The organism is Trinickia sp., from assembly GCF_051961175.1.
Lineage (GTDB): Bacteria > Pseudomonadota > Gammaproteobacteria > Burkholderiales > Burkholderiaceae > Trinickia.
In genome coordinates, this window is sequence record NZ_JBQCDN010000219.1 from 1 (window position 1) to 19,344 (window position 19,344).

General features: G+C 64.1%; 17 protein-coding genes. 8 read left to right on the top strand and 9 right to left on the bottom strand.

Features of this window, described 5'->3' with window-relative positions:
• Window positions 1–1,115: APC family permease (locus tag ACTHL0_RS12900; RefSeq protein ID WP_440567140.1), on the bottom strand; the 1,115-nt coding region annotated here is incomplete at its 3' end.
• Window positions 1,116–1,560: 445 nt separating this feature from the next.
• On the opposite strand from ACTHL0_RS12900, the gene ACTHL0_RS12905 reads away from it, so the two are divergent.
• Complete coding sequence (locus tag ACTHL0_RS12905) at window positions 1,561–1,764, top strand: cold-shock protein (protein WP_102645243.1); 204 nt, start codon at window positions 1,561–1,563, stop codon at window positions 1,762–1,764.
• A gap of 113 nt (window positions 1,765–1,877) precedes the next feature.
• Here ACTHL0_RS12905 and ACTHL0_RS12910 read toward each other — a convergent pair whose 3' ends face one another.
• A complete protein-coding gene (locus tag ACTHL0_RS12910; RefSeq protein ID WP_440567180.1) occupies window positions 1,878–3,128 on the bottom strand; it encodes an Hsp70 family protein in 1,251 nt (416 codons plus the stop codon).
• 193 nt (window positions 3,129–3,321) lie between these two features.
• Between ACTHL0_RS12910 and ACTHL0_RS12915 the strand changes: the two genes are divergently transcribed.
• On the top strand, window positions 3,322–4,815 hold the full coding sequence (locus ACTHL0_RS12915) for an MFS transporter (RefSeq protein WP_440567141.1): 1,494 nt from the start codon (window positions 3,322–3,324) through the stop codon (window positions 4,813–4,815).
• Window positions 4,816–4,870: 55 nt separating this feature from the next.
• On the opposite strand, the gene ACTHL0_RS12920 is transcribed toward ACTHL0_RS12915, so the two are convergent.
• Window positions 4,871–6,160, bottom strand: coding sequence for an MFS transporter (locus ACTHL0_RS12920; RefSeq protein ID WP_440567142.1), 1,290 nt, complete (start codon window positions 6,158–6,160; stop codon window positions 4,871–4,873).
• Between the two features lie 305 nt (window positions 6,161–6,465).
• Here ACTHL0_RS12920 and ACTHL0_RS12925 point away from each other — a divergent pair, with 305 nt between their 5' ends.
• The gene (locus ACTHL0_RS12925; protein WP_440567181.1) at window positions 6,466–7,122 is read left to right on the top strand and encodes a TetR/AcrR family transcriptional regulator; all 657 of its coding nucleotides are present in this window, start codon (window positions 6,466–6,468) and stop codon (window positions 7,120–7,122) included.
• Window positions 7,123–7,217: 95 nt separating this feature from the next.
• Window positions 7,218–7,820: a DUF1415 domain-containing protein gene (locus ACTHL0_RS12930; protein WP_440567143.1), complete on the top strand. Its 603-nt coding sequence runs from the start codon at window positions 7,218–7,220 to the stop codon at window positions 7,818–7,820.
• Here ACTHL0_RS12930 and ACTHL0_RS12935 read toward each other — a convergent pair whose 3' ends face one another.
• A complete protein-coding gene (locus ACTHL0_RS12935) occupies window positions 7,821–8,657 on the bottom strand; it encodes a class I SAM-dependent methyltransferase (protein WP_440567144.1) in 837 nt (278 codons plus the stop codon). It abuts the gene before it with no gap.
• Between the two features lie 346 nt (window positions 8,658–9,003).
• On the opposite strand from ACTHL0_RS12935, the gene ACTHL0_RS12940 reads away from it, so the two are divergent.
• Window positions 9,004–9,327, top strand: coding sequence for a DNA-binding protein (locus tag ACTHL0_RS12940; protein WP_440567145.1), 324 nt, complete (start codon window positions 9,004–9,006; stop codon window positions 9,325–9,327).
• Between the two features lie 59 nt (window positions 9,328–9,386).
• Here ACTHL0_RS12940 and ACTHL0_RS12945 read toward each other — a convergent pair whose 3' ends face one another.
• Window positions 9,387–10,526, bottom strand: a complete 1,140-nt coding sequence (locus tag ACTHL0_RS12945) for a methyltransferase (RefSeq protein ID WP_440567182.1) — start codon at window positions 10,524–10,526, stop codon at window positions 9,387–9,389.
• 141 nt (window positions 10,527–10,667) lie between these two features.
• Window positions 10,668–12,566 (bottom strand): putative bifunctional diguanylate cyclase/phosphodiesterase, encoded by a 1,899-nt coding sequence (locus ACTHL0_RS12950; protein ID WP_440567146.1) that lies wholly within the window; start codon window positions 12,564–12,566, stop codon window positions 10,668–10,670.
• Window positions 12,567–12,932: 366 nt separating this feature from the next.
• Between ACTHL0_RS12950 and ACTHL0_RS12955 the strand changes: the two genes are divergently transcribed.
• The 3 genes from ACTHL0_RS12955 to ACTHL0_RS12965 all read left to right on the top strand — a co-directional run bounded on the left by ACTHL0_RS12955 (window position 12,933) and on the right by ACTHL0_RS12965 (window position 14,726).
• A complete protein-coding gene (locus ACTHL0_RS12955; protein ID WP_440567147.1) occupies window positions 12,933–13,445 on the top strand; it encodes a hypothetical protein in 513 nt (170 codons plus the stop codon).
• A 148-nt stretch (window positions 13,446–13,593) separates the two neighbouring features.
• Window positions 13,594–14,133, top strand: coding sequence for a hypothetical protein (locus ACTHL0_RS12960; protein ID WP_440567148.1), 540 nt, complete (start codon window positions 13,594–13,596; stop codon window positions 14,131–14,133).
• 53 nt (window positions 14,134–14,186) lie between these two features.
• Window positions 14,187–14,726, top strand: coding sequence for a hypothetical protein (locus ACTHL0_RS12965; protein WP_440567149.1), 540 nt, complete (start codon window positions 14,187–14,189; stop codon window positions 14,724–14,726).
• Window positions 14,727–14,823: 97 nt separating this feature from the next.
• On the opposite strand, the gene ACTHL0_RS12970 is transcribed toward ACTHL0_RS12965, so the two are convergent.
• From ACTHL0_RS12970 to ACTHL0_RS12980, 3 genes are all read right to left on the bottom strand, one after another.
• On the bottom strand, window positions 14,824–16,479 hold the full coding sequence (locus ACTHL0_RS12970) for an L-lactate permease (RefSeq protein ID WP_440567150.1): 1,656 nt from the start codon (window positions 16,477–16,479) through the stop codon (window positions 14,824–14,826).
• Window positions 16,480–16,536: 57 nt separating this feature from the next.
• A complete protein-coding gene (locus ACTHL0_RS12975) occupies window positions 16,537–18,711 on the bottom strand; it encodes a malate synthase G (RefSeq protein ID WP_440567183.1) in 2,175 nt (724 codons plus the stop codon).
• Window positions 18,712–18,800: 89 nt separating this feature from the next.
• Entirely contained in the window at window positions 18,801–19,208 is a 408-nt protein-coding gene (locus tag ACTHL0_RS12980) for a GlcG/HbpS family heme-binding protein (protein ID WP_440567151.1), read from the bottom strand.
• Between the last annotated feature and the right edge of the window lie 136 nt (window positions 19,209–19,344).

The window sequence follows — 19,344 nt, forward strand, 5'->3', positions numbered from 1 at the left end:
GTCGCGACCGAAATGACGGCGGCCAGCGAGCCCCAGCCGCGGAAGAAGAACATGAAGATGAACGAGACGAAGAGGTTGAACCACATCGCGTTGCGCGGCACACCGTAGAACGGGTGCACGTTGCCGAACATCTTCGGCAGCGTGTTATTGCGCTCCATCGCGTAGATCATGCGCGTCGTCGTGGCCATATACGTCGTGCCGGTGCCGCTCGGGCTCACGAATGCATCGACGTACAGCAGGATCGCGAGCCAGTTCAGATTCAACGCGAGCGCGAGTTCGGCGAACGGCGACGCGAAGTTGAAGTGGCTCCAGCCGTTCACGACATCGGCCGGATTGACCGCGCCGATGTAGGCGACTTGCAGCAGCACATAAATGACGAGCGCGAGCAGAATCGAGCCGATCACCGCGAACGGCACGCTCTTCGAGGGATTACGCGCTTCGCCGGCGAGGTTCACCGGGCTTTGGAAGCCGTTGAAGCTGAACACGATGCCGCTCGTCGCGACAGCCGTAAACACGGCCGACCAGCCATACGGCGCAAACGAACTCGTGGTGCCGAAGTTCTCGCTATGGAAGCCCGACGCCATCAAGCCGAGGATCGTCAGGCCCGGAATGATGAACTTGAACACCGTGATGGCCGTATTCGCCCGCGCGAACACTTTCACGCCCCAGTAGTTGAGCATGAAGTAGACGATCACGAGCAGCGCCGACAGGAACAATCCCGGTGGCGTGAGCGATCCGTTCAGGAACAACGCGTGCGCCCAAGGATAGGGCCACGTGCTCATGTATTGGATCGATGCCTCCGCTTCGATAGGAATCACGGACACGATGGCGATCCAGTTCGCCCATGCGCTGATGAAGCCGACGAGGGCGCCGTGCGAATAGCGAGCGTAGCGCACCATGCCGCCCGATTCGGGGAACATGGCACCCAGTTCCGCGTACGTCAGCGCGATGGCGAGAATCACGACGGCGCCGATGATCCACGCGCACAATGCCGCCGGCCCAGCGATCTTGGCCGCCTTCCACGCACCGAACAGCCAGCCGGACCCGATGATCGAGCCCAGGCCGGTAAGCATCAGCGCAAATGGCCCGATGTTCCGTTGAATAGAACTTTTCACAACCTCTCCTTGGGGATATTCGAATGCCGCGCGGGTTGGGGGACACGCGCTGGTTCTGCAAGAAACGTGCAACCGATGCAGGCACTGCGGCGAGGGGAAACCGCAACTTGGCGCAACCACATCTCGCGCGGCGCGTAGTTTACCGGTTGCAATCACTTAATTGGTGCAAAATGATCCGTCACCAACAAAAAAACATCACGAGATGAAAGTTTCGTAAGAGAGCCTGACTGCCTGATCAGACGAATATCATGTTGCGCCGCGAAAATTATGTTGACCTCGGCGCAATTCCGCCGTATAAATATCCGTGCAGGATTTCAAGTGGCGAGTGTTGATTGGTCTTTCGTAGGTCGCCCCCATCAGGTACTCCGGTTGTCCTTTTACCCTTCCTTGACTTTCGTGCGCTCCCAGGCTTCGGCCTTTTTCACCCAATTTAGGAATTTGTAATATGGAAACCGGTACCGTCAAGTGGTTCAACGACGCTAAGGGCTTTGGCTTCATCACCCCCGATGGCGGCGGCGAAGACCTCTTCGCGCACTTCTCGGAAATCCGCGTCGATGGCTTCAAGACGCTCCAAGAAAACCAAAAAGTGTCGTTCGAAGTGAAGACGGGCCCCAAGGGCAAGCAAGCTGCGAACATCAAGCCGCTGTAAGCATTCAAGTGCTTTAGTGTGCTGAGGCGCCGCGAAACGCGTCGCGCCTCGCAAAGAGAAAACCCCGCCACGTGCGGGGTTTTTTGTTTTGGCGCGTTCGGAATGAGGCTTCGCTAGGCGAAAAGACGCTGTGCGTGGATACCGAGCCCCGCCGCCACGCTCGCCAGCCGATCGCCGAACACTGGCTTGGCATCGGGAAATGCCGCGCAGAGCGCGTTCGTCAGAAAATGCAGCCCGGTGGTACCGCCCGTGAAATACAGGGCATCGACATCCCCGAGCGCCACGCCCGCCGCCTTGACCGTCTCGCGCGCCGCGGTGGCAATCCGCTGCGCGTCCTCGGAGCCGGCGGCAATCAATTGCGCTTCGTCGAAGGCGATTCGCAAATCGGCTTCGACATCGTCCAGGTCGATCGACGTTTCTCCGCCGGCCGCCACCCCGATCTTCGCCTCTTCCGCACGGGCCGCGAGCGCGTGTCCCAAGCGGCGCTCCACGACGCGCATGAGGCGTTCGTGATGCTGAACATCGCGATACAGATGGCGCATCAGCGCGAGTTCCCCCACCCGCTTGCCCGTGTAGATCGTATTGATCAGGTGCCACGTCGCGAGATCGAAGTAGATGCGGTTCGGGACCTCCCGGCCTTCGGGATCGAGGGTCCGATATCCAAGCTCGGGCAGGATCGTCTCGAGTTCCACGCGCCGGTCAAAGTCGGTCCCGGCCACGTGCACGCCGTGGTGCGCGAGCACATCGTCCTTACGCTCGATTCGCCGCATACGGTCCGGGCCGACGCGCACGAGCGAAAAGTCGGACGTACCGCCGCCGATATCGGCGACCAGCACAAGCCCTTCTTCGTGCAAGCGCGATTCGTAATCGAACGCGGCGGCGATGGGCTCGTACTGGAAGTGGATCTCTTTCAAGCCCGCCGCGCGCGCGGCCGCTTCGAGCTGCTGCTGCGCCAGCTGATCGGCCCGCGGATCGTCATCGACAAAGAACACGGGGCGCCCCAGCACGGCGCGTTCGATCGTGACGCCCGCGCACGCTTCGGCCTGGCGTTTCAGAAAAGCCACGAAAATCGAGATGATTTCGGTGAACTTGATCGCGCTGCCGTCGCCCAGATCCGTCGCCGTTTCGGCCAGCGACGAGCCAAGGATGCTCTTGAGCGAGCGCATCAGGCGCCCGTCGAAACCATCGATGTATTCGGCCAGGGCCGCCCGTCCATAGGCGCGCGTATGCTCGTCGGCATTGAAAAAGACGGCGGTGGGCAGCGTGGTGTGTGCGCCTTCGACAGGGGCCAGCATCATCGTCTCGCCGAGCGGGAGGGCTACGGCGGAGTTGGACGTACCGAAGTCGATCGCACAATAGGGCATCGCTTGCATCGCAACTCACTTTATGCGAACAGAAGGGAGCGGCTTTGTAACACGAACTCCCCTGCACAAGCAATCGGTGCGCCTTCCGAGCCGCGCGCGTACGCGGCCCGGCACGCGCTGTGCGGCGCAGGCGGGCGGTCCGCCGCCTGCGCGGCCCGCACAATCACCGCATCCCTCAGGAGATTGAGCCGATATGAGCTTGAACACCGGCCTGAAGACCGGCCTGAAAACCGCGACGAGCGTCACCTCGCGCGACGACGTCATTACCACCGATTTGCCCTCGCGGCTCGATCGCTTGCCATGGGGCCGCTTTCATACGCTGATTGTCGCCGCACTCGGCATCACGTGGCTGCTGGACGGCCTCGAAGTCACCCTGGCCGGGGCCGTGGCGGGCGCCCTGAAATCGAGCCCCGTGCTGCGGCTCACCGATGCCGACATCGGCTTGGCCGGGAGCGCCTATATCGGCGGGGCGGTGCTCGGCGCCCTGCTGTTCGGCTGGCTCACCGATCGGCTGGGGCGCCGCAAGCTCTTTTTTGCGACGCTCGGGCTTTATCTCGCGGCGACTGCCGCCACCGCACTGTCGTGGAACTTCGCGAGCTTCGCGACGCTGCGCTTTTTGACGGGCGCCGGGATCGGCGGCGAATACGCGGCGATTAATTCGACGATTCAAGAGTTCACGCCCGCGCGCGTCCGCGGATGGACCGATCTCGGCATCAACGGCACGTTCTGGATCGGGGCGGCGCTCGGCGCGGGCGGCTCGATCGTGCTGCTCGATCCGCACGTCCTTCCGGGCGATTGGGGCTGGCGCGCCTGCTTTTTCATCGGCGCGGCCCTCGCGTTCGTCATCGTGTTCATGCGGTTCTGGGTGCCGGAAAGTCCACGCTGGCTCCTCACGCACAGCCAGCCGCACGAGGCAACGCGCGTCGTCGAGGAAATCGAAGCACGCTTTCACCGCGCGGGCCGCGCTCCGTTGTCCGAGGCGCTGCAGACGCTGCGGTTCCAGCGGCGCGAGAGCACGCCGCTTGCCGAAGTGTTCCACGCCCTGTTCGTCACACACCGGCGGCGCTCGCTCGTCGGGCTCTCGCTCATGACCGCCCAAGCGTTCTTCTACAACGCCATCTTCTTCACCTATGCGCTCGTCCTCACCGATTTCTATGGGGTGCCCGGCGGCCGGGTCGGCTGGTACCTCTTGCCATTCGCGCTGGGCAACTTTCTCGGCCCGATCGTGCTGGGCCGCGCATTCGACACGATCGGGCGCCGAGCGATGATCGCGTTGACCTATGCGCTGTCCGGCTTGTTGCTGACCGGCAGCGGCTATCTGTTTGCCCGGGGCGTCCTTACCGTGGAGGAACAAACGGTCGCCTGGATGGTGATTTTCTTTTTTGCGTCGGCAGCGGCAAGTTCCGCCTATCTGACGGTGAGCGAATCGTTCCCGCTCGAAATTCGCGCGCTCGCGATCGCGGTGTTCTATGCATTCGGCACGGCGCTCGGCGGGATCGCGGGGCCCGCGTTCTTCGGGCGGCTCATCGATACCCAGCAGCGCGGCGCCGTCTTCGAAGGCTATCTCGTGGGTTCCGCGTTGATGCTGGCCGCCGCCGTGATCGCTGCCATTTGGGGCGTCGACGCCGAACGCAAACCGCTCGAACACGTCGCAGCGCCCCTATCGGTCCTGCGCGACACGCCGTAAGCCACCCGCACGCTCCCGTCCGGTGGGCGCGCGGCGGACGCGCGCCGCGGCTCGTTCAAGCGGCCGTCGCGGCCACGGCCCGCACGGCACCGCGGCGGTGAATGCGCAGCACGAGGACCGACGCGATCAGACATAATCCGCCCGAGATCATCGACGCCACCGTGTACGTGCCCAAGCTCGAGCGCAGGAGCCCCGCACCGTACGCGGCGAACGCCGCACCGAGCTGATGGCCCGCGACCACCCAGCCGAACACGACCGGCGCGGAATCCTTGCCGAAGACATCGGTGGTGAGACGCACCGTCGGCGGTACCGTCGCGATCCAATCGAGCCCGTAGAACGCCGCGAACAGCGGCAATCCGAAGAAGTCGATGCCGAACGCGTAGGGCAGGTACATCAGCGACAGCCCGCGCAGGCCGTAATAAAAGAACAGCAGCACGCGGCTGTTGAAGCGATCGGAGAGCCATCCCGACAGCGTCGTGCCAAACAGATCGAAGATGCCCATCGCCGCGAGCAGCGATGCGCCTTGCACCTCGCTCAACCCGTAATCGCCGCACATCGCGATCAGGTGAGTGCCGACATAGCCGTTCGTGCTAGCGCCGCAAATGAAGAAGCTGAAGAAGAGCAGCCAGAAATCGCGCGACTTACTGGCCATCGCGAGCGTACCGAATGCGATCGCGAGCGGGTTTTGCGCCGATTGCGCATCGGTGCGCGGGGCATCGTGAGGCTCACCATACGGACGCAAGCCGACGCTGGCCGGGCGCTCGGGCAGCAGGAACGCGACCAGCGGCAGCACCACCGCCGCGACGGCGGCGACGATCAAGACGACCGGCCGCCAGCCGTGGTGCTGAGCCACCGCGGCGAGCATCGGCAGGAACACGAGCTGGCCGGTGGCCGAGCTGGCGGTGAGCACGCCCATCACGAGCCCGCGGCGCTGAACGAACCAGCGATTGACGACCGTCGCCGACAGCGTCAGCGCCGCGACACCTGTCGCGCCACCCACCATCACGCCCCAGATCGCAATCATTTGCCAGGGCGCCGTCATCATCGACGAAACCGCCACCCCCATCGCCATCACCACGAGTGCCGTCATCAACGTGGGCCGCACGCCGAAACGCTGCATCGAGGCGGCGGCAAACGGACCGGTGAGCCCGTATAGCGCGATATTGACCGAGATGGCCAGCGAGATCGTCGCGCGGCTCCAGCCCAATTGATGCTCGAGCGGCAGCATCAGCACGCTGGGCGTCGCCCGCGTCCCGGCAGCCGCGAGCAAGACCAGGAACACGACGGCGGCGACGACCCAGCCGTAGTGCGCGCGCCCATTCATTTTTGTTGCAATCCAGTTCATCGGCACTCCTGTTGACGCGCGTCCTGCGCCGCCCCTGCCGGCTTGCCGGCGCGCGTGATTAGCGTGATAGATCGCCCCGTCCCGGGTGGTTCGGCAAGACGTTCGATCAGTTTTGTTACAGACCTGTCACAAGTGCGAGTTGCCATCGTAGTTACCGATCGGTAACATGTCAAGCAGGGCCATTCGTAGTCTTGGACGATCGAGCGATCGGCGCCACAATCGCGGTCGACCAATAATGACAAACGGGACCAAAGGGACACTTCAGACAGTTCGCCATGAAAGACAGACACGTCGAGATCGCCGGCATGAGCGCGCCGGTTGCCAAGTCCGCCGCCAGGGCCCAATCGGCCGCCGGACGCACGCGCCCGCATACCGACGGCGCCACCGCCCAGCAGTTACTGCTGCGCGCCGCCGCCGAGCTCTTTTATCAGGAAGGGGTGCGCGCGGTCGGCGTCGATGCCGTCGTTGAGCGCGCCGGCGTCAACAAGATGAGCCTTTACCGGCAGTTCGCCTCGAAGGACGAACTGATCGCGGCTTACCTGGAGCAGTCGAACGATTGTTTTTTCGCGTTCTTCGATAAGAGCATTGCGATGCATCCGGGCGATCCCGCGCGTCAAATCACGCAATATTTCGAGGACTTGGCGAGTCGTGCCTCACGCGAAGGCTACCGCGGCTGCCCGTTCGTCAACGTCGCGGCCGAGTTTCCCGATCCGGCGCACCCGGCCCGGGAGATCGTTGCGCGCAACAAGGAGGAGCTGGTCGAACGGCTCACCGAACTGACGACGGCCGCCGGCGCCGATGATCCGGCGGGCCTTGCCGATGCGCTTGCGCTGCTGATCGAAGGGGTCTACGCGGCCAGTCAGACGTTCGGGCCCGGATGCGGCCCGATCCTCGCGGCCCCGCGCGTGGCGGCCCAGCTCGTTGCGCTCGCCTGTGGGCAGCCGAACCGCCCCGGTGCGTAGAATGCCGGCTGTTGCGCACCCTCTGCCGCCCCCTCACCGTCACTGACATGCCAAGCCCCGATACCGCTCCACGAGAACATAGCGATCGCCCAACGATGCCCGCCGGTGCGGATGAGGTGGTTGCCGCGACGCGGCATTGGCTGACCCGGGCGGTGATCGGGCTGAATCTGTGCCCGTTCGCGAAGGGCGTCCATACCAAGCAGCAGATCCGCTATGTGGTGAGCGATGCGCGCGAGCTGGAAGGCATGTTGATCGTGCTGGAAGCCGAGCTGCGGGCGCTCGCCGAAGCCAATCCCGAACGCATCGACACGACGCTTTTGATTTTTCCACACGCGTTCGCCGATTTCCTCGCATTCAACGACGCGCTGTTCTTCGCGGAGCGCCTGCTCGGCCAGCTGCGGCTCGACGGCGAGCTGCAGATCGCCAGTTTTCATCCGCACTATCAATTCGATGGCACGCAGCCCGAGGACATCGAAAACTATACGAACCGGGCGCCCTACCCGACGTTGCACCTGCTGCGCGAAGCGAGCGTGGAGCGCGCGGTGCGCGCGTTTCCCGACGCCGCCGACATCTACGAGCGCAATCAGGAAACGCTGCGCCGCCTGGGCCATGCGGGCTGGCGCGAATGGATGGCGGGGAGCGAGCGCGCCTCTTCGGGCCTGGCCGACGATCCGCCGGCCGCTCCTCGCTCCTCCTGACTAAGCCGGCGTAAAGAACCGTGCTCGCAGCGAATCGAGGCCGAACGTATCGAGCACTTCGGTCAAACGCTCCGTGGGCCGGCGCCGCGGCAAGTCCTTGTACTGCGCGATGATGAGCTCGTTCTTCATCGAATGCTCCCACCCGACGAGTTCCGTCACGCTCACCTGATAGCCATGCGCCTCCAATTGCAGGCAGCGCAGCACGTTCGTGATTTGACTGCCGAATTCGCGCGTATGCAGCGGATGGCGGTAGATCTCGGTCAGGGCGTTGCCGAGCGATTGGCCCTTGTTGCGGCGTAGCACGCCTGCCACTTCCGCCTGGCAGCAAGGCACCAGCACGATGTAACGCGCGCGCTTTTCCAAGGCGAAGCGAATCGCGTCGTCCGTCGCCGTGTCGCACGCGTGCAGCGCCGTGACGACATCCACCGTTTCGGGCAAGCGTGCCGAATCGATCGAATCGGCCACCGACACGTTCAGAAAGGACATTGCCTCGAAGCCGAGCCGCGCAGCCAGGGCCGCCGATTTCTCGACGAGTTCCGCGCGTGTTTCGATTCCGTAGATCCGCGATCCGGTAGCCGGCGGCAGGGACTTGAAAAAAAGATCGTACAGAATAAAACCAAGGTAGGACTTGCCCGCGCCGTGATCGACGAGCGTCACGGCGCCCCGCTCGCGTACGACATCCGCGAGCAGCGGTTCGATGAATTGGAACAGGTGATAGACCTGCTTCAGCTTGCGCCGGCTGTCTTGGTTCATCTTGCCGTCGCGCGTCAGGATATGCAGCTCCTTGAGCAATTCGACGGATTGATTGGGGCGGATTTCGTAGGTCTTGTTCGACATGTGGGACAGCGCTCGGGCAAGTCGCCGCCAGCGTGCGACAGCCTACAGAAGCGCGAAAACAATCGCGTCAGTTTACCCAAAAGCGCGAGAGACGCGCGAAAGGCGTGCGGGAACGAACTTTGCATCAAGGCGCGGACGCCATTTTCCGCTACCGCGAAGCGCAGCGCCTTTACGCGGCGAGCAAGGCGCGGCAAGGGCCCTCACGCCTTTGGCGACGACGCGGTACCCACGCGTGTGCCGTCGCGTTACGTAACCGTTACGCCGCGACGACCCAAACGCCCAGCGCGATCCGTCCGCCCTCGGCGAACGAACAGCGAGCAGGCAAGTTGACGAAAGGATGACAGCTATGGCTACGATACCGAACTCAGACGCGGAGCAAAAGTTTCAGGCGATGCTCGCCAACCTCCTGACGCCGCCTACCGGCTGGTCGGAGAAGCAGCAGCTCGAACTCGAAATGGCGCGCGACATTTCGGTGGAAATGCTGCGGCTCGCCGAATCGATGCGCGACACCGATCCGGGCCTCGAAGCGATGTTGACGCTGCTCAAGTATGCGAAAGTCGTCGACTTCATCTTGACGACGCTCGCCTCGAGGCGCGACATCCGCCCGCAAACCTTGCGCGTCATCTTCAAGCTCGCTGGATTGAAAGTCGACGAAGCCTACCCGGGCTGAGCCGCTGCTGCCCCGCCCTGGCTCCGCGCACTATGCCGCGCGCGGGCCTGGGCGCTGCCTTACTTCACGCCGAGCCGCCACAGCGAAGTCACTTCGAGCGCCCGGGCACGGTGAAGCGGATCGGAGAGATCCGCCGCCTTCGGATGGACCGGCCGAATATCGTCGCGGCCCAACACCTTCAAACCCGCCGCATCGATCATCGTCTGCAACGCCTCGCGCGTGCGCAGGCCCAAATGCTCCGCAAAATCGGACAGGATCAGCCACCCTTCGCCGCCCGGCTCGAGGTGCGCGGCCAGCCCGTCCAGGAATCCGCTCAGCATGCGGCTATCGGGGTCGTAGACGGCACGTTCGATCGGTGAACTGGGCCGCGCAGGGAGCCACGGGGGATTGCAGACGATGAGCGGAGCCCGCCCCGGTGGAAACAAATCGGCCTCGCAGACTTCCACTTGCCCGGCGAGCCCAAGGCGCCCGATGTTCTCGCGCGCGCAGGCCAGCGCGCGCGGATCGGTGTCGGTCGCGATCACCCGCTGCAGCCCGCGCCTGGCGAGCATCGCCGCGAGCACGCCCGTGCCCGTCCCGATGTCGAACGCCAAGGCGGACGATGGCAGCGGCGCACGCGCGACGAGTTCGATGTACTCGCCCCGCACAGGTGAGAACACACCGTAATACGGATGAATGCGCGCCCCGAGTGCGGCGATTTCGACACCCTTCTTGCGCCATTCGTGCGCGCCGATCAACCCCAGCAGTTCGCGCAGCGAGACGACAGACGTTACGCCGTCCGGCCCATCGGCATCCCCGTAGACCTCTTGGCACGCCGCCTTTACGTCGGGTGCGCGCCGAAGCGGAATCGCATAGCCGGCGTCGAGCGGGATGAGCAGCATGCCAAGCGTGCGCGCCCGTTGTGCCTGTGCCTGCCGATGCGCATTGAACGCATCGAGCGGCGACGCGGGCGGCTTGCGTCGCTTGCGGTCGATGCGGCGGGCCATGGCCTGCAACAGCTGCCGCGCATTTTGGAAATCGCCGCGCCACAACAGTGCGATGCCTTCACTGGCTTGGCGATAGGCTGCATCGGCCGTTGTGCGGTCATCGGCCAGCACGACGCGGCGCGGAGGCGCCACGCCGGCTTCGGAGCGCCAGTGCGCGCTCAGTTCGGCGCCGTTGTCGCTCCAATGAATGAGGGGAAAAGCCGGATCGGGGATAGTCACGAAACGAAAAAACGAAAGAACTCGGAAACGGCTGGCGCTCGGGCGCCCGCCGCACTAGCCGACACGATACCGCGCTTTTGCATCGAGGCCTGCAGCCTTGAGCGTTCTCGTCGGGCGTCAGGCGCGGGCAACCGGTCAGGCTGCCGCTACGCCGCTGGGCGTGCCGCTATGCTCGACGGCGGGAGGGACGGGCAACTTGGCGCCTTGCAGCAAGAGCCGCGTCGTCGCATCGGCGTCGAGCGGCTTGCTGAATAGAAATCCTTGCGCATCGGCGCAGCCGAGCGCGATAAGGAACGCCCGCTGCGCCTGCGTTTCGACACCCTCCGCAATCACGTCGAGTCCGAACGCTCTGGCGAGCGTCACCACCGCCGTTGCGATCGCCCCCGAGTCGCCTTCGCCGATGCCTCGCACGAACGCGCGATCGATCTTGATGCGGTCCACCGGCAACGCGCGCAGTTGGCCGAGGCTCGAATAGCCCATGCCGAAGTCGTCAATCGCGACCCGCATGCCGAGGCGCCGAAATTCCGCCAGCCGGCGGGCCGACGCTTCCGGGTTGATCATCAGCGCTGTTTCCGTCACCTCGAGCTCGAGCAGCGAAGGGTCCATGCCCGTTTCGGCAATGACGCGCCGAAACGTTGCGACGATGCCGGCGCGTTGCAGTTGAAGCGGCGACACATTGACGGAGATGGGCACGGGCTGCGCCTGCAGCGCGCGCCATTGCGCCGCCTGTTCGCACGCCGCGCGCAGCACCCATTCGCCCAGCTGCGACACGAGCCCGGAGGCTTCGGCCGCGGCCACGAAATCGACCGGATCCATCATCCCGTGATCGTCGTCCCGCCAACGCACGAGCGCTTCGAGGCCGCGCACCTCGCCCGTGCGCATATCCACCTGCGGTTGATAGTTCAAATGCAGCTTGCCGCCTTCGATCGCTTTTCTGAGGCGGCCCGACATTTTCAGCCGCGCATCGGCGTCGCTGCGCATGCGATGGCGATAGAACTCGAAGCAGTTGCGGCCGCGGCCCTTGGCCGCATACATCGCCATGTCGGCGGCGCGTATCAACGATTCGGCATCTTCACCCTCCTCGGGAAACACGCTGATGCCGATGCTGGCCCCGACGACGAGGTCATGCCCGGCCACGAAAATCGGCTCGGCGAGCGCCTCCAGCACCGCGCTGGCGAGCGCCTCGCGAACGTCATTGCCGTCCAGTTCGCTGACGACGATGAACTCGTCGCCGCCGTAGCGCGCCACGACATCGTCGCGGCCCGCGCAGGCCTTCAGCCGCGCGGCCACTTCCTTCAGCAATCGATCGCCGACGTTGTGGCCGAGCGCATCGTTGACGGTCTTGAACGCATCGAGATCGATGAACAGCACATGGATATGGTCGGCCCGCGTCATCATCGCTTGCAGTTCCGCCGAGATCGACATGCGGTTCGACAAGCCGGTCAGGCTGTCGCGTTCGGACAGGTCCCGCAGGCGGGTCGAACGCTCGCTGAGCTTCAAGTAGACGTCGTACGTCGTCTTGGCGAGCACGAGCGGATAGCCGATCAGAACAGGCAGCCAAGCGAAGGCGGCATGCGGTTCCATGCCATGCACGACCTGTGTGCCGAACACCAGCAGGCCGCCCCCCGTCCCCACCGCCATGGCGACGAGGCCATAGCCGAACAGGCGCCACCCGCCAGCCGCCATGTTGTCGATCGCGAACATCAAAAAGACGACGGCGGTGGCGATCGGCGCGAAATGCACGGCGGCGACGAACCAGCCGCCGCTGATCGAGTCGACCATGAAATTCCAGCGTTCGCGCACCAACGGTTGCGGCGCGTGACGGACCCGCAGATAGGCGAGATGCGGCCAAAGGAAGCAGGTGGCCGCGACAGCGACGGCGGCCCAGATGGACGCATGCTGCGTATGCAGTAAAAGCAGGAGTGGGAAAAATCCGACGCCAAAGCCGAACAGCCGCAGCACATAAATGCGGCGCACAAATCCGGCCCCCGTCCGCGTGCTGCGCTCGCGATACGCGATCGGTGCAGTGGTCATGCTTGGCGATTCATCGTGCATGTCGAAGAAGGGGAAGCGGGCCGGCGGCACCCCGGATACATCGGAACGAGGCTCACTGTGCTAACGGCCGTTCGTCCTAAAAGTTTAGACAAAAGATCGGCGAACCGCCCGGCGCTGCATGATTTGCGGCGCACCGCACGCCGCATGCTTCAGGGCCATACCATTTCTACCGCGGTGCACCGTCGGCGAACGAAGGTGCCTATCCACCATCGACGTTTCGCAGCGACGAAAGGGACATCGATGGCCCGCGCTGCCATCACCGCCCCCCGTCATCGGCAGGAATTTCCTACTCGATCAGTCGACGATCTCTTTCAACCGTAGAAACGTGGAAAGTAAGGAGTACGAATGATGGTCGAGTTTACACAGCATCCGGTCACCGGTACGCCCGCCGTGGGCGAATACTGGGAGGGACAAGGCGGCATCTACGCAGGAATCATGCCGGACTATACGGGCACCTCGCCGTATCACCTCGTGCTGTCCACCGAGGAAGCCGTCAATATGGCATGGGGGCCAAACGGCGCGCCAGACCACGCCGCGCGAAGCAAGACGGACGGTCACGCCAATACCGACGCACTGTCACGCTGCGACCATGTGCACCCGGCCGCGGGCTGGGCGGCGCGATACCAGAAGGACGGCCACACCGATTTTTATCTGCCGGCCCGGCGCGAATTGGACATGGCGGCCACGGCGCTGCCCGCGCAGTTCGCTCGAACAGACTGGTATTGGTCGAGCACCGAGCAGACAGCCGATACCGCGCAAGGCGTGAACCTCAACGGCGTGCCGCTCGGTACGCTGTTCAAGACATTCGCCGGGCGGGCCCGCGCCGTCAGGCGCATCGTCGTCTCTGGACCGGCGTAATACACGGCGGGAAGGCATTCAGTCGCGCCTCCAGCCGCCAGTCTTAAAAGCGTCGAGGAATGCTCGGGCGAAGCGGCATCGCGGCAAGATCGCGATCGCCGCTCGACCGCCCGCGCCGGCAGCGGGCTCATCAACGAGGAAGACGAACATGATCGATACGACCACCCGAGGAGGTCTAACGCTGGCCGATGCCCCACAGGTCGGCCAATACTGGGAAGGGCAAGGCGGCTTCTATGCCGGCATCATCCCCGATTACGTCGGCACTCAACCCCGTTTTTTGATTTTCGCCGCGGACGAAGCCATCGACGTCGAATGGGGAGGATTGGGTTCCGATGACGGCGGCGCGCTCGATACGGACAACGGTTCGCCGAACACGCAATCGCTGACCGAATGCCGCCACGGCAAGGATCCGCACGAGGCGGCGCAATATGCGTCGTCCTATGAGAAGGATGGCCATCGGGACTTTTACCTTCCGTCCAGGCGTGAACTCGACGTCGCGTTTCAAACGATCCCCGACAAGTTCGACCCGAGCGACTGGTACTGGTCCAGCACGCAGCAATCGAGGCTCGGCGCGTACGGCCGTGATTTCGGAGATCAGTCCGTCCCTGTCCCGTCGTTGCCGAAACACATCAAGGGCCGAGCGCGCCCCGCTCGCTCGATACCCGTGGCCGAAGAAGGAACGGCATGACAGGCTGGCTTCTCACGAGGGAACGCATGCGCAACCATGAACAAGGAGCAATCGTGATCGACACGACTCAGGGCGTTCGGCTCGCCGACGCACCGCCACTCGGCGAATATTGGAAGGGGCAAGGCGGCCGCTATGCGGGCGTCTTGCCGGATTACGCGGGCAACCAGCCGCGCGTGCTGATCCTCGCGGAAGACGAGGCTATCGGTATTGCATGGGGCGGATACGGCGCGATAGAGCGCGATGCCCGCGATAAAGGTGACGGCCAGGCGAATACACAGGCGCTCGTCAATTGCCGAGTGCTCAAGCACGTGCATGACGCGGCGCGCTTTGCCGCGAGTTACGAAAAGGACGGCCATCAGGACTTCTATCTGCCGTCCAAGCGAGAACTCGATGCCGTCTATGTGACGGTGCGTGACGTATTCGACACGACGGATTGGTATTGGTCGAGCACCGAGCAGTCGGAAGCGCTGGCGTTGGGCCGCCATTTCGGCGGCGCGAACGTCGAGGGCCTGTTCAAGCATATGCCGGGGCGCGCGACGGCCGTGCGCACCGTACCCATCATCGCCGATTCCGCCGACCCTGCCAGCCCATAAGCGAGCGCGCCAGCCACCGGCGCTGTTCGATACCGAAGCCGATACCCAAGCGCGTCGCGGTCCGATCGAAGCCAAGGATCGCGACGCCGGTCTCCGTCTACTGCGGCATCGCCGGGATCATCCACGTCAACACATGCTGCTGCAGAAATACGAGCACGCCGAGCAGTAGCGTCAAGAACACGCTATGCCAGAACGTGCGGGCGAACACGAGCCCTTCCTGGCCTTTCAGGTCCGTCGTCGAGACACCCGTCGCGATGTTTTGCGGCGAAATCATCTTGCCCATCACGCCGCCCGACGAGTTCGTCGCCGCCATCAGCACCGGATCCAAGCCCAGTTGCCGCGCCGCCACCACTTGCAGGTTGCCGAACAGCGCATTGCCCGAGGTATCGCTGCCCGACAGGAACACGGCGATCCACCCGAGCGAGGCCGACACCAGCGGAAAGAAGGCGCCTGTCGATGCGACGCCAGTACCGAGCGTATAGCTCATCCCCGAATAATTGAGTAGATAGGCCAAGCCGACGATCATCATCACCGTCACGATGGCGATACGCGTTTGCCGCCATGTCAGTGCAATGCAAGCGAAGAAATCGCTCACACCCAGGCGCGACCACGCGGCGGTAATGATCGCCGCGAGCAGAATTGCCGTGCCGGTGCCGAGCGGCTGGAAGTCCCAGATCGCGGCGTACGGCTTGTGATAGAGCGAGACATAGACCGCGTTGTGCAGCCCCGGCCACTTGATTTTCACGTCGCCGATCATCGCAATGCTCGCATGCACCCAAACGATGACGACGACGGACACGACGATCCACGGCAGCCACCCACCCCACCCGGCTCGCTGACGTGCGGCGCCGACTCCGAGGAGCGCATCGCCGCCGCTGCGCGCGATCGCGAATTGCGCGTCGGGCTCCGGCCGCCAAAGCTTGAGAAAGGCGATCGTCACGATCAGGGAAGTCAGCGATGAAAGCACGTCCGTCAATTGATAACTCAGGTAGTTCGACGTGACGAACTGCGCCAGCGCGAAGCTGCCGCCCGAAACGAGCAACGCGGGCCAGAGCTTGCCGATCGAACGCATGCCGCCGTACACCCCGACGACATAAAACGGCAGCAACAGCGCGAAGAAGGGCAACTGACGGCCCACCATGGCGCCGAGCGTGACCGGAGGCAGCGAGGTTACCGCGCCCAGCACGGTGATCGGCACGCCGAGCGCGCCGAATGCGACGGGCGCCGTATTGAAGATCAGTGTAAACGTCAGCGCTTCGAGCGCCGGAAAGCCGAGCGCGATCAAGAGCGCGCTGGTGATGGCCACCGGTGTGCCGAAGCCCGAGATGCCTTCGAGCAAACATCCGAACGAGAACGCGACGACAAGCAGCACGAGCCGCCGGTCGTCGGGCAGGTTATCGAGCATCCACTGGCGGAACTGATTGAAGCGTCCGGTTTTGACGGCGATGTTATAGAGCAGCAGCGCATTGAACACGATCCACATCACGGGCACGAGCGCGAGGGCCATACCAGCGCCGACGGCGTCGAAGGCCAGGCCGGCCGGCATGCCCCAGACGGCAATCGCCACGATGAGCCCGACGACGAGCCCCGCGAGCGATGCCTGCCACGCTGGGCGGCGCAACACGCCGAGCATGATCAGCGCGGCCGCGATCGGGAGCGCGGCGACGATGAACGAGAGCAAGAGCGATTGGGCAACAGGGGTGAGCGGTTGCGCGAACACCGCCCCCGGTGGAAGTACCACGGCGGGATTCATCTTGTTGTCTCCTCCTTCGGTAGTTGTTGTCTCCCGAGGCAGCGCAGGCCGATGCGGCTAGTCGCCCGCCAAGTGACGCTTGAATTCGAGGCGGAATCGATGAAGCAGCGGCTCCGTGTATCCGCTCGGCTGCGCGCGCCCTTCGAAGGCCAGCGCGCAAGCGGCGCGGAACGCAAACGACGCGGCATAATCGGGTGCCATCGGCCGGTAGTTCGGATCGCCCGCGTTTTGCTTGTCGACGACGAGCGCCATCCGCTCGAACGTCTCCTTCACGAACTCGGGCGTGATGACGCCATGGCGCAGCCAATTGGCGATGTGCTGGCTCGAGATGCGCAGCGTCGCGCGGTCTTCCATCAAGCCGACATCGTGGATATCGGGCACCTTCGAGCAGTCCACGCCCTGGTCGATCCATCGCACGACGTAGCCGAGAATCCCTTGCGCGTTGTTCTCGACCTCCTGTCGCACCTCTTGCGGCGACCACTGCGCCCGCTCGACGACAGGCACCGTCAGCAACCCATCCAACAACGCATCGCGCTCGCTCGCATAGTCGATCTGTTCGAGCGATTGCTGGACCGCTTGAACGTCGATGTCGTGATAGTGCAATGCATGCAAGGTCGCGGCCGTCGGTGACGGCACCCACGCCGTGTTGGCCCCCGCACGCAGCTGGGCACCCTTTTGTTCGAGCATGGCGTGCATGAGATCGGGCATCGCCCACATGCCCTTGCCGATCTGCGCGCGCCCGCGCAGTCCGCAGGCCAGACCGACGAGCACATTGTTGCGCTCGTAGGCGGCGATCCACGTGGAGTGCTTCATATCGCCCTTGCGCTGCATCGGCCCCGCTTCCATCGCGGAATGCATTTCATCGCCGGTTCGGTCGAGAAACCCCGTGTTGATGAAAGCGACGCGCCCGGCCGCGGCGGCGATCGATGCCGCGAGATTGACGCTCGTGCGGCGCTCTTCGTCCATGATGCCGATCTTGATCGTTTGCGCAGGCAGACCGTATAACCGTTCGACACGCGTGAACAACTCATCGGCGAAGGCCGCTTCGGCGGGCCCGTGCATCTTCGGCTTGACGATGTAGATCGCCCCTTCGCGCGAATTGCGGCGGTTGCTGCGGTCGTGCAGCGCACACAGTACGGTCACGACCGCATCGAGGATACCTTCGGGAATCTCGCGTCCGTCGCTGTCGAGTACCGCGTTCGTCGTCATCAAATGCCCGACATTGCGCACGAACAGCAACGAGCGGCCATGCAGCGTCACCGTGCCGCCATCGCCCGTCCGGTAGGCGCGATCCTCGTTCAAACGCCGCGTGAACGTTTTGCCATGCTTCTCGACCCGCTCCTCGAGCGTCCCTTGCATGAGCCCGAGCCAATTGCGATAGAGCGCGACTTTGTCCGCGCCGTCCACGGCGGCGACCGAATCCTCGCAATCGATGATCGTCGTGACGGCGGCCTCGAGCACGATGTCGTTAACGTGAGCCGGATCGGTCTTGCCGATCGATGCCTGCGCATCGATCTGGATTTCGATGTGCAGCCCATGATGTTTGAGCAAAACGGCAGAGGGTGCATCGGCCTGCCCTTGGTAGCCGGCGAATTGCGCCGGCTCGGCGAGGCCGGCCTCGCCCGACTTCGTCAGCACCACGAGCTGGCCGTCGCGCACGGTGTAAGCCGTCGCATTGCGATGCGATGCCCCGTCAAGCGGCGCCGCGCGATCGAGGAACGCACGCGCATAGGCGACGACGCGCGCACCGCGCACGGGGTTGTAGCCGCCCGAGCGCGTGGCGCCTTCGTCCTCGGGCAGCGCATCGGTGCCGTACAGCGCGTCGTACAAGCTGCCCCAGCGCGCGTTCGCCGCATTGAGCGCATAACGCGCGTTCGACAGCGGCACGACGAGTTGCGGCCCGGCTTGCGCGGCGATCTCCACGTCGACGCCGGCCGTCGTCACCTTCACCGCGGCAGGCGCGGGCACGAGGTAGCCGATCTCTTGAAGGAACGCACGATAGGCACGCAGATCGCGAATGGGGCCGGGATGCGCGCGATGCCATTCGTCGAGCGCCGTTTGCAAGCGGTCGCGCTCGGCCAGCAACGCGCGATTGCGCGGAGCGAGCTCCTGCACGATCTCGGCAAAGCCTTGCCAGAAGGATTGCGCGTCGATACCGGTACCGGGGATCGCTTCGCGCTCGATGAAATCGCTGAGGGCCGCGTCGACACGCAGCCCGTAATGGTCGGTCAGATTCATGGGGCGGGTGCTTCGTTCCTATCGTTAAAAAAATCGGCTCGGGGCCAGAGCCTGCTCGCGCTCATTCCCGGCTTGCGCTTGCCCTACGCTTCGATACTTTGCGCGGCGGTCCTGGCCACATGCGCGTCCTGTTCGGACTTGACGCCAGACACGCCGACGGCGCCAATCACCTGCCCATTGACGACAACCGGCACGCCGCCTTCCAGCGTGCCTTTGATCAGCGGCGCGCTCAGGAACGCGCTGCGTCCGCCGTTGATCATGTCTTCATAGGCTTTCGATTCGCGGCGGCCCAGGGCCGACGTGCGCGCTTTTTCGATCGCGATGTAGGCGCTCAGGGGCGAGGCGCCGTCCAACCGCGTCAGCGCCAGCGGGTGTCCGCCGTCGTCGACCAGCGCAATGGCCACGTGCCAGCCGTTCTTTTCGGCTTCGGCGCGTGCCGTTTCGATGATTCGGTTCGCTTCGGCGAGACCAAGTACGGGTTTCGTTTGCATCGATCAGCTCACTTTCAGAGGTCAAAGGAAGATGCGACGTCGGCGCGGTGCACGGCGCCAGGTTCATTGTCGCAAGCTTGCGCTTGCCCGTAGGTTGCGTGAACGAATACCGACATGCTGATCCACAGCATAGATG